The sequence below is a fragment of the Raineya sp. genome (genome assembly GCF_053497555.1).
This window is the reverse complement of sequence record NZ_JBRCWE010000051.1, coordinates 1-16,177: the sequence shown is the minus strand read 5'-3', so window position 1 is coordinate 16,177 and position 16,177 is coordinate 1. Positions and strand designations below refer to the sequence as shown.

Here is a 16,177-nt window from a genome sequence, read left to right as displayed (position 1 = left end):
ATTACCCCCCCCCCAATGTCTTTCGGAAGGAAGAGCGTTTATAGAACTTGGCAGTGGCAATGCCCCTGTCTTGGATTACAACATTCCTCAGAAAAGTAGTTTCACTTCTTATGGTGTATTTCCTGTGTTTTTACCTGAGAAAATACTCTTTACACCTGAAGCTGCGAAAGTACCTGAATGGTTTGCGAATTTGCAGGCTAATCCGAATAGTTTGCAAGAAGCTACAATAAAGAATAATATTCTTGACGAGCTACTATTAGGTAATGCAAATTCTCAGTTCTTACAAATGGGTTATGGCATCAAACCTCGTCAGGAATTTTTACAAAATTTACAAGAAAATGTCAGTAGGCAGAATTTTATTGCCAAGAAAATTAAACAAGGTTTTGTACCTATTTTGGGCGAAAATTTTGGAGGTTTCCAGCAGGTATTGAGTCTTATCAAAAGACCGAGCACGCCTCAGCCTCGCTTGGTGGTAATAGAGGAATACAAGACGGTTTCTTTTTTAGGCAACTATGGAGCGGGCAAAACCTTGAAAACCTTTACAATGCTACCTGGCGAGGAAACGACCATTGCCATACGCACCTACCGAGAGAGCAGTAGCACGCAAAGCCGAAGTGAAAATGTAGTAGATAGTTTTTCGGAAAGCAGTGCTAAAGAAATGGAAAAACTACTGGAAACAGAAAACAGCAGCAGCAGCCAAGATAGCACACAGAAGAGCAAAAGTGCGAATGTAGGGCTTAGTTTTCCGAAAATAGGTTTGAGTGGAGGAGCTTCTGCCTCCAAGAGTAGCCAAAGCGTAAGGCAAGCCAATACCAAAAGCCTAAACAAGGCATTAGAAAAAAGTGTGGAAAACTCTAATAGCAGCCGAAATGTGAGTGTAAATACGAGCAGTAGCATAACTGCCAAAGAAGGCGAGGAGGAAACAATAACTCGCAGGCTCAAAAACGTGAACCAAAGTTGTACGCTCAATGTGGTATTTCGTCAATTATTGCAAGAATACATCACGATAACGTATTTGGATAATATCAAGGTGGGTTTTACGAACGGGCACCCCGAAATTGATGATATTGTACCCATAGAGGAGCTTGATACTTTGCTGAAGCGTTATATTGAAGCCAAAGATATAGAGGAAGTACGAGAAAGGCTGATATTTGAGTATGAAAAAGTAATGAGTAGCGAGAATGGAGAAAAGGTATTTTTAGCCAAAATACGCAAAGAGGATTATGATGGCAATGATGCAAGTTATTACACGAAGGTTAAAAATTTAGAAGATAGCTACTCGGTAGGCGAAAATATGACCTTAAGGGTGCCGGGCGTGATACAAAGCGTAGAAAAATACACGCTCCGCACCGATAGCCTGATAGCCGACTGCGTGCTGGGGCAAGGAGCAGCGTTGGATTGCTTTAATGCAAAGTTGCAGAATGCTATTTCACAAAAATCCTATAATGAAAATGCTCTTATGGAGGCAGCAATTATCACATTACAAGAGCTTACTGACCCCAACCTAAAAGTAGAGCTTTTGAAGGCTATTCTAGGAAAAAATAATGATAAAGGAGGTGAATAATGGGATTGTTAGAAAACTTTAAGAACCCGTTTGGAGAAGATATCCGGCGGGTTTCTGAAACCCAAAATGAGCTTGTAAAAGATGTAGCAAAGGTAATAGATACCTCACACATTATCAATAATTCGTTTTTGAGGCAGTTGTATGGGAAAGCAGAAAATGTAACCGATGAAAACTGGACAAAAGATGTATCATCAGTAAAAAGTTTAGTATTATTAGAAGAAGGAAAAAAAATACAAAATTTAATGAGATTGGTTGAATTAACTCTTAGAAGAAGAGATAAAGTTCTTAATGAAGTAATTAAATTAGAGTGGGATAAAGATAAAAAAGAAATTTGGGATTCCATTATAAATTTACGTAAAAGATGGCAACCAGAACGTAAAATCCCCAATAATTTAAAAATGTTTATATCATTGGTTCTTAACACCTATACTCAAAATAGATTTATTGAAGAAAAAAATTTAGATGAACAAGATTTGTCTAAATTAGCTAATGCAAGATATAACTTTGTGAAAGGTGAGGTAAGTGCTTTTCATAATAATTATCAAAACACCTTAGACAACATTAAAGTTTATTTGGAGGAAATACAAGAGTTCAAAAGATTTGATGAATTATATTTATCAAACAAAAACTTGCTCAACAAAATACCCTACATAACATTTTATCCTTCTGAAATAAAAGCATTACAAGCCCAAGAAACAGGTGATTTTACAATTACAAGTGTTGCAGGTTTGGAGCAAAAAGATAAAGGTATAAAAACTGGGGGAAGAAATTTATCTTTTGTTGGTATAGGTCAAATAGGAGCAGACGGGCTTATAGACTCTGTAAAATGGTTAAGCGAAAAAGGTATCAAAATACCTCTTGACCCCGACCCTCGTACTATTCCTGAGTTAGCGATTAAACTTACCATAGGAATATTGGGAATATATACTGAAAAATATATTTATCCTCATTTACCTGCTAACAAGCCCGAAGGATATGAGCTAAAAAAAATTATTTTTGCTGCTTATAATGCAGGTCAAGGTACAGTCCTTAAAGGAATCAATAATTATATAAATGCAACAGGTAAAAAATCTTATACTTGGTACGATGTAGAACCAAATGTTACAGCTTTAAAAAAAGGACAACCTAAGGAGTATGTGGAGAATATCATAAAAAGATTAACAATTTTGATATTAACTTTGACAGTGCTACTGTCTTGTAAAAATAATAATACCTCCTATGACATATCAAGTAAAAGTGACACATTAAAAAGCAGTAAAAAAAACGTAGAACAAACCTTAGAAATAAAAAAAGAAATCATTTTTGAAAGAATCTTAAGCACAAACAAGAATATTTACTTATATCACTGCAATGGTTCAACAAATTCTATTGTAAGCCTTTATGAACCAGACTTTTTAAGAGAAGAGATTGACAAGTCTATTTATAGTCATCTTATCAGTTATTTTAAAGCTTATGTTGATTCCATAGTAATAAGAGAAAAGTCTGCAAAGCAATATAAAGCATATTTAATTAATAACACTTTTATTGCTGCCAAACGAATTACAAAAAAAGACAATTATTTTATAATTTCGGGAGAAATAGGAGATAATCCTGAAAAAAGAACACTCTTATCCTTTGTGTTAAGTTTAGTGGTAAAATGCCCTGAGTATCCTATCAAATTTGAACCTTCTAAACCACCACGAATAGAACTGGTACAAGAGATTCAGGGTGTGGTTATCGGCTATTTTTATGAAAAGGACGACCCTAACAAACAAAGGCATCTTTTGTATTCCAGAGAGTTGCCCCTTACACCTTATACACAAGATGGATTACAATATAGTAATGAGTTGGGTATTATGAAGTGGAAGGGTAATCGTTATGGAGAACTTATTGAATTATCAAAAGACGGAGTTCCTACCGAGAACTTTCTGCAAAACTGCTACAACTTATTGCATTAAATTGATAAGGCGAAAATATGACCTTAAAGTTGTCGGGCGTGATACAAAGCGTAGAAAAATACACCCTCCGCACCGATAGCCTGATAGCCGACTGCGTGCTGGGGCAAGGAGCAGCGTTGGATTGCTTTAATGCAAAGTTGCAGAACGAGTTTTCTCAAAAAGCAATTTTAGAAAACCAGATACGTCAAAAAGCAATAGAATTTTTAGAAAGTAATGCTGAACCGACCTTAAAAGCGGAAGTTTTGAAAGCCTTATTAGGCGAAAGTAAAGCCGAAAATAATGATGCAACCCCCCCGATTTTATGAGAAGCATATTTGACAACCTGCAAAACACCCCTTTTGGCGATTTGTCAAAGGGTGTGTTGAATACTGATGTGTTGAAGGGAAATGTATTGGATGTGGCAAAGCAAATGCAGAATTCATTTAGTCCTCAAAAAGAGAATTACTTTTATTCTTGCGGCTACAATCAAGGTTTAAGAAGATATTATCAAGCTCTTGCTTTTGATAAAGAAGTTTATGGTATGGAATGTAATGCCACAACTGTAATGTATATGCTTCAAAGTTGTGGTTTAATAACTGCAAAGATGAGCAGAAAAGATTTTGAGCATATATTTACCCCTCTTAATCCATATTATTCAAAAGATGATATCTTGAATGACATCAGCCCCAAAGACGAAAGTAGAAAAATTATATTAGATGGCTTATATCTACCTGATGCAAGACCCAAAGATTTAATGTCTGCTGTTTTAGATATATCTTACCCAAATGTTACTAAAGGACATACTTCATTAGATATATTGATAAATAATAAGTATGAGCCTATTCCTATAACAAATGCTATTTTAAGGGGAGTTTCAGAGATAAAATTTAGTTATCCTATCAAAAATACTTCGGATATGTTGAAAGAGATTATAGAAATTTTTAAGCGGTTACCTTATGAAGAATCAGCATATAAAGTTTTGAAAAATATTCATAGGGAAATAATTAAATCAGAAATAAAAGTATCCTCCTTTTACACAAGACTTATTAATAATTCTATTAAAAAAGAATATTTTGAGAGTGGAGGAAGTGTATTTGTTGGAGTATCACTATATTACCCTGTTCGTAGTTTAGAACACTATTGTTTAATAGTTAGGGAGGCCTTTCCCAATCACTATTTAATTGACTCTTATAATCAAAAACATTATTATTATCCTGCTGACGACTCTTTTTATGGGCACACTTATGTTCTTGTACCTCCTATATATGAAAAATTTGACAAATTACGAAAAATGAACCCTGACTTGGAACATGATGGAGACACATTATTCTTTAATGGCAGGAAAGTTCATAATATAGCTCACCAAATTGCAAAAGGAATAAGTTTATGAGAACTTTTAAGGTAATTTTATTGTGTATCAATTGTATGTTTGTGTCTTGTGATGCAGAAAAAAAGCATTCAAAAGATTTTAATAAGGAGAAGGATTTTTATGATAAAGCTGTTCAATCTGTAAAATATACCGAGCTGAGTGTTGATAATATTTTATTAGAAAGTGATAGCATTACTAGATGCATAAAAACAAAGGAACTGATTTATGAGTTATTTCGTCCAAACTGTAACAATCATTATGAGGCAAATAGCTATTTAGAAGCTCATAAATTTATTCTTGCCTATCGAAGAATCTTAACAAGTAATGTAATTTCAGAGCCAACTAATCTTTTTTTCAATGGGCTTAATAGATTTTTTGAGAAAAATAAAGCAGATATTTATTCACTTAAATTCTACAATAAACACAAAAATATTATTCTGGGTTGTATAGATAAAAAAACAGCAGAAAAAATAGGAGTTTTACAAATTATAAGAGATTTAAAAGACTCGTATTCCTTTATAAAAACACAGAATTACACTGAAACCTTTAAGATGATAAATCAAAAGAATATAAATGTAAAAATCTATTTTTATACAAATAGGTTCAGCTATAAATTAAAGAAGCCCGAATATCCATATGCAGATTATCACTCTTGGCTATACTCTTTCTGGTATCGGAGATATTTGGAGGGAAATATGGAAACTGTATATCAAATTTTACAAGAAATAGATGAGCATTACGAGAAGCAAAAATAAGAAAAGCGTAGAAGAAACCTACACCCTCCGCACCGATAGCCTCATCACATTCACTAAACTTTATTTTCGTATGGAAATCATTTCAGAAAACCAAAAAACACCTCGCCGCAATATTCTGATGAATTTGCTTGCAGAATTGGGCTTTAAGAGCATTCGGGATTTTCAGAAAAGCCAAAAACTTGCCCAAGACGGCTTGGCAGGGCTAATGACTTACAACGCCCTCTATCAAAAACTTCTTAATATTGTAGAATTGCAGAATTTTGCAGGGCATTATTACAAACAAACCTATCCCAAAAATCAGATTGTTTGGCATCATTCGGCGGGTTGGGATAATGCCCGTGGTATGTACGACTGGTGGCGACAAGATGGCGTAATGCACGTAGCTACTGCCGTAGGCATTGTTGATGACGGCACGCTTTTCAGAGGTTATGACGAAAGTTTTTGGGCTCACCATATCGGTATGAAACACCTCAATAACCTTGCCCGAAATCAGCAAAGTGTAGCCGTAGAAATTTGTAATTGGGGTAGCCTTACCGAAAAAAACAAAAAACTCTACTCTTGGGCAAATGTTGAAATTCCTAAGAAAAAAGCTATCGCTCTCAATTACAAGGGTTACAAATACTATGAAATCTATACCGATAGCGAAATAAAAACGCTTAAATATTGGACGCTACTCAATGCAATGCGTTTTGGTATTCCTCTTGCCTATCGTGAAAGCGATATGTGGGAGCTAAGCCAAAATGCTATCAATGGCGTGGCAGGCATTTACACACACAATAGCTACATTTCTTGGAAAACAGATGTAAGCCCTCAGCTCAAACTAATAAAAATGGCAAAAGAACTTGTAGCATACGAGAAATGAGAATACGGGCTTGTATAGATTTGAACGCAAGTCTATTTCCGTACCTTATTAGTAAAGAATGTAAAAAAGTTGCAAGAAAATGAAGTGAAATGATAAAAAATTTATGTGTATTCATACATAGCACAAGCGACATCATCGCTTGCTATTTGTCATTTTGTTCATTCTCTTAGAAATTTTTTCAAAAAAATAAAAAAGCGACATTTTTTGTCGTTATTAGCCTTTAACTTTGTGAAAACTAAAACACAAAGTATTATGGCTCTTTTCAAACTCACCGCAAAAAGAACAGTGTTAATGGCATAAGATAATGTTTTGTGAATGCAAGTATATGATAAACAGGTACTTGATTTCATTTAAATGCAATTATATTTTTTCGTATCCTTTGCGGAAACCTGTAAAAAGAAAATATTTTTACAAAGCATTGGTATTTAATTTGATAACTCGCAAAACATTATTTTAACTTACAAAGCAAAATGACTTTCCTTTCACATTTGGAAATATTAACAACCTTAATAGAGCTCCTTTCTCGGAAAGGGGTTTATTTTTCATTACCCGAATTGGCGAAAAAAATAAACCTATCAGAACGCCAAACACAACGTTATATTAACGAGATTAAATCTTTGGGCTTTGAAGTAAAATACTATAAAAGAGAAAATGGTTATCAAATCGACCAAGATAGCACGGCTCTTTTACCTGCAACTCACAAACTTTTAGAGGCTTCCAAAATTTATCAGATTTCACAGCAAGATACAAGCACAAGTTACATTATTTTTGATAGACGTCAAGAAGTTGATGCTATATTCAAAGAACTTCACGAAGCTATAATAAAGCGTTTTTTAGTAGAAATTACTTATCAAAGTTTTTGGGCAGAAGAAGCCTTTACAACTGAAATAGAGCCTTATTTGCTCAAAGAATTTAGAAATCGTTGGTATGTAGTAGCTAAAAATCTTTACAACGAAAAAATCAGAACTTACGCTTTAGACCGAATACAAAATTTTCGGCTGAAAGCCAAAAAATTTACTTATCCCAAAGATAACCCTGCGAATTTATTTCAGTATTGTTATGGCATTTTTTTGCCCGAAAACCCACTACAAGAGCCTGAAGAGTTATTTTTACTTTTCACACACGAGCAAGCCTCCTATATTGAAAGTTTGCCCCTACACCATAGTCAGAAAATTATCAAAAAAACTAATGAAGGTGTTTTGTTTTCTTTGAAAGTACATTATACCTACGATTTGGCGATGGAACTTGCCTCAATGGGCGAAAGCGTAAGAGTATTGAATAAAGAGGAGATACAAGCAAAAATGCTTTGAGTTCTTAAAAAACGAAGCAATCAGAAATAAACATTTTCCTCTAAAAATTCTGTAATTGCAAAAATGATTTGCAAATTTCCTTGTAAGAAAATTAAACTCAATAAAAAGTGAATTGGGAAAATTTGAGCGAGCATAAGTCCCTTTCACCTTTGGGGAAAAGGATTTAGGGATAGGGGCTTTCTCATAGTGAAACTTCAAACCCCAAATTTTTTACTTTTGCATTTTACCATTTCACAATTACTCTCAAATTCAGAAATCTTGCCGAGAGGGCATTGGGGATAGCATAGCGTTGCCCGTTCAAATCGCTTACCCAAGAGTAAGAAACGGGATTGTTGATAGCAAGCAAATTCAAAATATCTGCTCCTATCCAAAGCGACTGAAAGAGTGTTTTCCCTTTGAAACGAACTTTATCAACAAATTTAGAAAAACCTATATCTACTCTGCGAAAAGATTTTCCTTGAAAAACATTGCGTAAATTAGGATTATTGGGTACATTAAAAGGCAAACCCGAACCCCAAACCAAATTCAAATTCATTCGCCAAGTGGGGTTATTGGGCAAATAATCTTCCAAATACACGCCCAAAGTAAAACGCTGGTCGGTGGGGCGGCGAACAAAACCTTTGTTATCAAAAGCTACATTCTCATCGGTTTTCATTAGGCTCATTGAAACCCAAGACTCCGTACCTTTGATAAGCTCGCCACTGATACGCATATCCCAACCATAGGCATATCCGAAAGCATCATTGGTGGGGTAATAACGCAAACGTACATTATCTACATCATACGGCACAATGTCCCATAGATATTTGTAATAAATTTCATTGGTAAATCTGAATGTTCTTTCGCCCCAGCCCTTAAAGCTCCAGTCGTTACCTGCAATCAGTTGTAAAGATTTTTGCGAAAGCAAAGCCAAATTCAAGTTTCCTTCAAAACTTCGCAATTCTCGGTAAAAAGGAGGTTGCTGATACATTCCTACGGCAAACTTCCAAATCATATCTTTTTTGGCTGAACGTACCGCATACTGCAAAGTAGGAGAAGCTACCCACTCACGATTGATACTCCAATAACTCACCCGAAGCCCTGCTGTAAGTCGTTGTCGGCTATTAATATCCCATTGATGTTGTAAAAATCCTGCAAAACGATTGCTTGCAAGAAAATTGTTTGCAAAATTTCGGTAATTGATACGCACAAAACCTGATGAATCTAAAAAATTATATTCTTGCAAAACATCATCAACAATTTCGTGGCTCAAACGAAAACCCGCTTCGGTGCGTTGAGTAGCTCGCCAATCATAAACAGAGCGATTTTCCAAAGCATAGATTTGTGCCTGAAAGCGATTGCGTAAATGCAGATACTCCGAACCAATGCCTACGGTCAGGATACATTCATTAAAACCTTGTGTGCCAAAATTTGGATTGATTTCACAGAGACGATAGCCGCCTTCCACTTCCGAATACTCTTTTTCAGCAGTAAAAGCCTGCGAAAGTATCCAACTGCTTTTTAGTTTTTCGTTTTGGAAAGCAAGTTTTAGGGCATTTTGGGTAATATCGTAATTCATTGTTTCTTGCCCTTCAAAAGCTACAAAAAGCCTCAGCACCCTATTGATTGTTCCGAAAGTGCTTTGTTGGCTTGCGGGATGCACCAAATAGCGATTTTGAGCATAAGAGGTCAGCAACTCTGCCGACCATTTTTTAGAAAGTTGGTAAGTAAAATATCCTTGAACATCAATGAATTGAGGCAAATATTCTCCTTTTACGGGTAAAGTACGAAGCAGATAGCGAGAGCTTTTGCGTCTGATGCCCAGCAGATAGGTAAATTTCTGATTTTTACTCAGCCCTTCTACGTGAGCCTGATTGTTCAGAATACCCAAAGTAAGCGAACCCCCATTGCGAGTAGGCTTACGATACTGCACTGATAGCACCGAAGAAAGTTTATCACCATATTTGGCTTGCCAGCCTCCTGATGAAAAACTTACCTCTTCGGCTAAATTGGGATTGATAAAGCTCAGACCTTCTTGCTGTCCTGCTCTGATAAGGACAGGACGATAAATGAGAATATCATTGACATACACCAAATTTTCATCAAAACTGCCCCCACGCACCGAATAAGTAGAGGAGAGTTCATTGTTGCTCACTACACCTGCAAGGGTAGCTAAAATTTTATTAAAATCACCAAAAGCCGAAGGCATAGCTTCCAAGCGTTTGGCATCAAGGCGAAAGGTACTGGCTTCCAAACGTTGCAAGGAGTCTTTTTTTCTACCCAATACGCTAATGGCTTCAATTTCGGTAACTTTTAAGTAGAAGTTGATTTCCAAAGTAGTATTTTCCGATGCTTGCAAGGTGGTATCTTTACTTTTGCCCAGATAGCTTACTTTTATACGTAAAACCTGATTAGCAGGGATTTGCAAGCTATAAAAACCTTGTGCATTGGTGTTTGTTCCTATGCCCAAAGAGGGTATGCCTACAATAGCTGTTTCCAGTGGTTTTTGGTATTCATCAAAGACTTTTCCTTGCAGGGTTGCTTTTTGAGCCAAAAGTAAAATCGGAAATATAAATAAGACAGAAAAAGCGTAAAATATTTTCAGGTTCATAGCACTTTTGAAAATTCAAAGATAGAAGGCTTTTCATAAAAAAACAACACGAAGCAAAATCTTTGCCTCGTGTTGTAAGAAAAACTGCTTAATTATGTATAGAACTATTTTTGTACAACAAGTTTCTTTCTTTCAATCACGCCGTTAGAGGTCTGCAAATTGATGAGGTAAATACCTTTTTCAAATTGCTCTAAACGGATAGTATGTTCGCCATTCTCGTCAATGTTGGCATTATATACGTTTCTGCCTGCCATATCAAACACTTGCAAAGAAGCAGATTGTGAGCCAATCAGTTTAATATGAGCTACATCTTTGGCAGGGTTAGGATAAATTTGAATATCAAAACCTTCATTGAGCGTAGGAACGGCACTCAAATCTTCGCGAGCGGCAACAATATTAACGGTGTAATCTTCTACTTCGCCATAGCTAAAAGTTTCACAAGAAGTAGGCACACCATTGTATTTCATTGATACACGCATACGCGTTGCACCTGTGGTTACAGAAGTAGGTACCGTGAAAGACCTTGAAATAGGCGTAGTGGTAGTAGCGGCAACGGTGAATAATTGCTCACCTGCATCAAGGAAATCGCCGTCGCGGTTGTAGTCAATCCATACGGCATAACCTTCGGCATAGCGAGTGCTTCTCCAACCGGGCGTAATGGTAATGGTATAAGCTGTTCCACGTACAAGGTTAGTAGATTGTGAAGTAAAGTTGCCATAACCAGCATTTGCACCCGAATTGTTGTTGATAGTATTGAGCTGTACTCTTTGAATCCACTCATCAGCTACGCTATTACCTTTGGAAGCACAATAAGTAGGAGTAGTAGAACCACCGCCAGAGCTACCGCCTACAAAGCCCGAACGTCCTCCACCGGGTTCAAAAGTAGCACGCATACGGTCTTTTTGTCCGAGAGTGAACATATACATACAGCGGTCGTCAGTGTAGTCCATATAGTTCATCCACATATCGCTGGTGTTGCCGCAAGAAGGTTTGGGGAAAGTAGGGCAACCGCCGTTAGAAGTTTGTTGTGTGGGAGTATCGGCTACAAAATCGTTTCCGCAATTTGCATCGCCCCAGATGTGGCGAAGGTTGAGCCAGTGTCCAACTTCGTGAGTAGCAGTACGACCTTTATCAAAAGGTGCAGATAGGTAAAACCCTGTACCTTTGGAAGATGAACCAAAATATTGAGGAGAAATTACTACACCATCGGTAGCAGTGCTTCCGCCAGGGAATTGAGCATAGCCCAAAATACCGCCACCAATGTTACAAACCCAAATATTTAGATAGCGAGTGGCGTCCCAAGGAGCTACCCCACCTGCGGAAGGTTTTTTACAATCGTCGTTAGTACCCCAAGAGGTGCGAGTAGATGCTTTACGAGTGATACCTGTGGTAGGGCTACCTGTTGGTGTTGTAGTCGCTAAAACGAACTGAATTTCAGTATCGGCTTTTAGAGAAGAGAAAAGAGAAGGTACATTTACGTGGTCGGGGTTGGTACGGCGGAAGTCCTCATTTAGTACGGCAATTTGTGATTGAATTTGGGCATCGCTGATGTTTTCTTGTGGTTTGGAAGAGTTGTAAATTACGTGAACTACCACAGGGATAGTTACAACTCCCGTAACTCTGCCATTTTCGTTCTGATACGCCGAGCCATTACGCAAGTAATTTTCGGTTACTCGCTCAATTTCGTGCATTCTGTGTTCTAATTCGGGATTTTCTTGTTTTTGTTTTTCCCACACGTGCATTGTGTGGCACACACGCTGAGCAGATACAGCACCCGCAAATAAAGCGGCAAAGCCGAAGGTTAGAATTTTTTTCATTTTGCAAATGATTTTGAATGAAAGATGAATGTTGTTTTATTAAGCGTGGCAAAGTAAATACAAGATTTTGAATTGTGCAAGAAAAAAGTTGAAAAATTTTTTCAAAACTTATAGAAAAGTTACAAAAGATATTTTTTGAGCTTATTTACGAAATAATCTTTGGTGAGCCAGAATAAACTTTCTCTCTGCCAAAAGTTTAAGAAAAGGGTTTTAGCTTACATAAAAAGATGATAGGTAAGTAAAACAAAAAATCCCGAAAGTTTACGCTTTCAGGATTTTCTCATTTTCAGGATATTAGGCATTTGCTTTTTTAGCTAAAATAGAACTCTCGTTCATTTCTTGGGGTTTGGGAATATTCATTAGGTCTAAAATAGTTGGAGCAATGTTTGCCAAAATACCTTTGCCTGTAAATTCATAATTTTGAGCATCTTTACTTACTAAAATACAGGGTACAGGATTAGTGGTGTGGGCTGTATTGGGAGAGCCGTCGTCGTTTATCATAAAATCGGCGTTGCCGTGGTCGGCGATAATGAGGGTAGTGTAGCTATTTGCAAGAGCCGTTTCTACTACTTTTTGGGTGCAAATATCTACTGCCTCGCAAGCCTTGATAGCGGCTTGCATAGAGCCTGTATGCCCTACCATATCGGGATTGGCAAAATTAAGGCAAACAAAATCTGCTTCTTGCTTTTGCAATTCGGGGCAAATGGCTTCGGCAATATCATAGGCACTCATTTCGGGTTTTAGGTCGTAGGTAGCTACTTTGGGCGAAGGGCACAAAATACGCTTTTCGCCTTCAAAAACTTCTTCTCTGCCTCCCGAAAAAAAGAAAGTTACGTGGGGATATTTTTCTGTTTCGGCAATGCGGATTTGCTTTTTACCTGCTCGGGCAAGCACTTCGCCGAGTGTATTTTGCAAGTTATCTTTTTCAAAAATTACTTTTACATTCTGAAAAGTATCATCATAGCTAGTGAGCGTGATATAATACAAGGGCAATTTATACATTTCATATTCAGGAAAATCGGTTTGTGTAAGAGCTTGGGTAATTTGCCTGCCTCTATCGGTACGAAAATTAAAGCAAATGACTACATCATCGGGGTCAATATTGGGTAGAGCTTTGCCATTTTCATACATTTTGATAGGCTTCAAAAATTCATCAGTAATGCCTTCTTGATACGATTGCAAGATAGCTTCTTGTAAATTTTCGGTATTTTTTCCAATGCCTTTGGTAAGCAAATCGTAAGCAAGTTTTACACGTTCCCAACGTTTATCTCTATCCATTGCATAATATCTACCTACGACAGAGGAAATTTTGCCCGAAGTCTGCTGAATAAATTGCTGTAAATCTGCTAAAAAATTCACACCTGATTGTGGGTCTGTATCTCTGCCATCAGTGAAGGCGTGAATGAAAACATTAGGGAAGTTTCTTTCGTAAGCAATCCGACAAATACCTTTCAGGTGGTTGATATGCGAATGTACGCCACCATCAGAAACCAAACCAATGAGATGAATATTTTTATTGTTTTTTTCGGCATACTCAAAGGCTTGCGTAAGAATGGGATTACGGCTCATTTCACCTTTTTCAAAAGCAAGGCTGATTTTCACCAAATCCTGATACACTATTCTGCCCGCACCGATATTGATGTGTCCTACTTCCGAATTTCCCATTTGTCCTTTGGGTAGCCCTACGGCAAGCCCCGATGCCTCTAATTGCGTATGAGGGTATTGGGTGTAAAGGCTGTCTATGAAGGGGGTATTGGCTTGGTCTATGGCTGAAACTTCGGGTTTCTGAGCTATGCCCCAGCCGTCAAGAATGATGAGTAAAACTTTGTTTTTCTGCATAATTTTTAGGATTCTTTGCGTATTTGTTGTATTTGGTAGAGTGTTAAGCCAGTTGCTTTACCCATTATGCGTATTTTTCCACTGAATATAAGTTGCTAAATCTTTGTCGCCTCGTCCCGAAAGACAAACAACTACTACTTCGTTGGGTTTTGCATTGAGTTTTTCCAAATAAGCAAAAGCGTGAGCTGTTTCAATGGCAGGAATAATTCCTTCGGTTTGGGCGAGCATAAAACCTGCTTGCATAGCTTCTTCATCAGTAATGGCGTGATATTCGGCTCTGTGGCTATCAAAGAGGTAGGCGTGTAGCGGTCCGATGCCCGGATAGTCCAAACCTGCTGAAATAGAATAAGGCTCAACAATTTGTCCATCGGCATTTTGCATAAGAAGCGTTTTACTGCCGTGAATAATGCCCATTTTCCCGAGAGCTGTGGTTGCCGCCGAATGTCCTGAATGTATGCCTTTTCCTGCCGCTTCCAAAGCAATGAGTTTTACTTTGGGGTTTTCTATGAAATGGTAAAAACTTCCTGCCGCATTGCTACCGCCACCCACGCAAGCAAGCACATAATCGGGATAGTTTCTGCCAATTTGCTCTTGAAGTTGCTTTTGTATTTCTTCGGAAATAACCGACTGAAAACGAGCCACCATATCAGGGTAGGGGTGAGGTCCTACTACCGAGCCAATAATATAATGCGTATCGGAGGGATTGTTTATCCAATCGCGTATGGCTTCGTTGGTAGCGTCTTTGAGTGTTTTACTGCCCGAAGTAGCAGGACGCACCGAAGCTCCTAATAGTTTCATTCGCTCTACGTTGGGTTTTTGGCGTTCTATATCTACTTCACCCATATACACAATACACTCCAAACCCATTAAAGCACATACGGTAGCCGTTGCTACGCCGTGCTGACCAGCCCCCGTTTCGGCAATAATACGTTTTTTACCCAAATGTTTGGCAAGCAGAATTTGCCCTATGGTATTATTGATTTTATGCGAACCCGTATGGTTCAAATCTTCCCTTTTTAGAAAAATCTGCGTTTGATATTTTTCTGAAAGCCTTTTGGCAAAATAAAGTGGGGAAGGTCTGCCTACATAGTTTTTGAGCAAATCCCAAAATTCTTTCTGAAAAGATTCGGAATAAATGACGGAAAGATACACTTTTTCTAATTCGGCTACATTCGGATAAAGCATTTCGGGGATATATGCACCCCCGAAATTGCCATAATAGCCTTGCTGTGTAGGATTTTTTTGTGCAGAAATTTGTGCTACCATTGGTTGAGATGTATTTGAAGCCTATTACAAAAATCTAGCGACTTTGCCCTCTCCGCCACCAAAAAGAAGTGTGGCATTCAGACCGATAACCGTGTTGTAGAGCTTTCTACCTGAGTTATCAGGGGCAATATTGGTAAAACCGGGCGTATAGTGCAAACCTATTTGCAGATTGCTAAGCTCTACACCTGCCGAAACTACAAAGCCTAAATCTATTGGACGAAGGTCTTTGGGGTCAGTGGCAGTGGTAGTGTTGCCCCAACGAATTTTTGTTTCGCTTTCGGTATAACCCACAGGGGTATCCAAACGGCTATAATTTTTCCCGCCAACGCCATAAGCCAAATAAGGACCGCCCATACCAAAAATTTTAAAGCCCTTCAAGCCAAAACGTAAGCCCAAAAGCAGAGGCACATCAACATACAAGGGGCTGTTTTGGAATGTAAATTTAGTGCCAAGCACATTATTGGTTTCAACGAGTTTGGAACCTTTGCTATTGATTTGTATAGCAGGTTGAAAGAAAATGATATTGTTGAAAGAGTAGTCAAATACCAAACCTAATTGATAGCCCAAACGCATTTTGGTATCATCGTCCAAACCTGTACGGTCATCGGGTTTGTTACGCATATCGGCGAGTTGGAAACCACCACGTACCCCTACACGCAATTGGGCAGAAGCTAAATTTACTACTCCCAATAGTAATGCAAAGCAAATATAAAAATACTTTTTCATAAGAGTTGAGTTTTGAGTTTCTTTTTGGAACGTTTTAGAAGCTAAAATTGTTCAAAATTGCAAAAAAAATGCTACATTTGAGCAAAATTATCCTATAAAAAAAATCGTAATTGTTCAGGAAACAAAAAACAAGAGGCAGGAAACAAGATTTTAGAAAATAGAT

At 37.6% G+C, this 16,177-nt stretch carries 12 protein-coding genes; 7 read left to right on the top strand and 5 right to left on the bottom strand.

Going from position 1 to position 16,177, the window contains the following annotated elements; all coding sequences use genetic code 11:
• Window positions 1-70 precede the first annotated feature (70 nt).
• The 7 genes from ACWITO_RS06270 to ACWITO_RS06240 all read left to right on the top strand — a co-directional run bounded on the left by ACWITO_RS06270 (window position 71) and on the right by ACWITO_RS06240 (window position 7,776).
• Window positions 71-1,564, top strand: a complete 1,494-nt coding sequence (locus tag ACWITO_RS06270; RefSeq protein WP_448529145.1) for a hypothetical protein — start codon at window positions 71-73, stop codon at window positions 1,562-1,564.
• Complete coding sequence (locus tag ACWITO_RS06265; RefSeq protein ID WP_448529144.1) at window positions 1,564-3,501, top strand: hypothetical protein; 1,938 nt, start codon at window positions 1,564-1,566, stop codon at window positions 3,499-3,501. Before ACWITO_RS06270 ends, ACWITO_RS06265 begins: the two co-directional genes overlap by 1 nt.
• 17 nt (window positions 3,502-3,518) lie before the next feature.
• Window positions 3,519-3,806: a hypothetical protein gene (locus ACWITO_RS06260; RefSeq protein WP_448529143.1), complete on the top strand. Its 288-nt coding sequence runs from the start codon at window positions 3,519-3,521 to the stop codon at window positions 3,804-3,806.
• Window positions 3,803-4,870 carry a hypothetical protein gene (locus ACWITO_RS06255; protein ID WP_448529142.1) on the top strand — a complete coding sequence of 356 codons (1,068 nt, stop codon included), beginning with the start codon at window positions 3,803-3,805 and terminating at the stop codon, window positions 4,868-4,870. Before ACWITO_RS06260 ends, ACWITO_RS06255 begins: the two co-directional genes overlap by 4 nt.
• Entirely contained in the window at window positions 4,867-5,604 is a 738-nt protein-coding gene (locus ACWITO_RS06250; protein WP_448529141.1) for a hypothetical protein, read from the top strand. The genes ACWITO_RS06255 and ACWITO_RS06250 overlap by 4 nt, the downstream gene beginning before the upstream one ends.
• A complete protein-coding gene (locus ACWITO_RS06245) occupies window positions 5,579-6,466 on the top strand; it encodes an N-acetylmuramoyl-L-alanine amidase (RefSeq protein WP_101358254.1) in 888 nt (295 codons plus the stop codon). Before ACWITO_RS06250 ends, ACWITO_RS06245 begins: the two co-directional genes overlap by 26 nt.
• A 470-nt stretch (window positions 6,467-6,936) precedes the next feature.
• On the top strand, window positions 6,937-7,776 hold the full coding sequence (locus ACWITO_RS06240; RefSeq protein ID WP_101358255.1) for a helix-turn-helix transcriptional regulator: 840 nt from the start codon (window positions 6,937-6,939) through the stop codon (window positions 7,774-7,776).
• 223 nt (window positions 7,777-7,999) lie between these two features.
• Here the strand turns inward: ACWITO_RS06240 and ACWITO_RS06235 are convergent, their stop codons facing one another.
• From ACWITO_RS06235 to ACWITO_RS06215, 5 genes are all read right to left on the bottom strand, one after another.
• Window positions 8,000-10,366, bottom strand: a complete 2,367-nt coding sequence (locus tag ACWITO_RS06235; protein ID WP_448529140.1) for a TonB-dependent receptor — start codon at window positions 10,364-10,366, stop codon at window positions 8,000-8,002.
• Between the two features lie 104 nt (window positions 10,367-10,470).
• Window positions 10,471-12,183: a GEVED domain-containing protein gene (locus ACWITO_RS06230; protein ID WP_448529139.1), complete on the bottom strand. Its 1,713-nt coding sequence runs from the start codon at window positions 12,181-12,183 to the stop codon at window positions 10,471-10,473.
• Between the two features lie 294 nt (window positions 12,184-12,477).
• Window positions 12,478-14,022 carry a 2,3-bisphosphoglycerate-independent phosphoglycerate mutase gene (gpmI, locus tag ACWITO_RS06225; RefSeq protein WP_448529138.1) on the bottom strand — a complete coding sequence of 515 codons (1,545 nt, stop codon included), beginning with the start codon at window positions 14,020-14,022 and terminating at the stop codon, window positions 12,478-12,480.
• Window positions 14,023-14,079: 57 nt separating this feature from the next.
• Window positions 14,080-15,288, bottom strand: coding sequence for a tryptophan synthase subunit beta (gene trpB / locus ACWITO_RS06220; protein WP_448529137.1), 1,209 nt, complete (start codon window positions 15,286-15,288; stop codon window positions 14,080-14,082).
• 24 nt (window positions 15,289-15,312) lie between these two features.
• Window positions 15,313-16,014, bottom strand: coding sequence for a porin family protein (locus tag ACWITO_RS06215; RefSeq protein ID WP_448529136.1), 702 nt, complete (start codon window positions 16,012-16,014; stop codon window positions 15,313-15,315).
• Window positions 16,015-16,177: the final 163 nt, after the last annotated feature.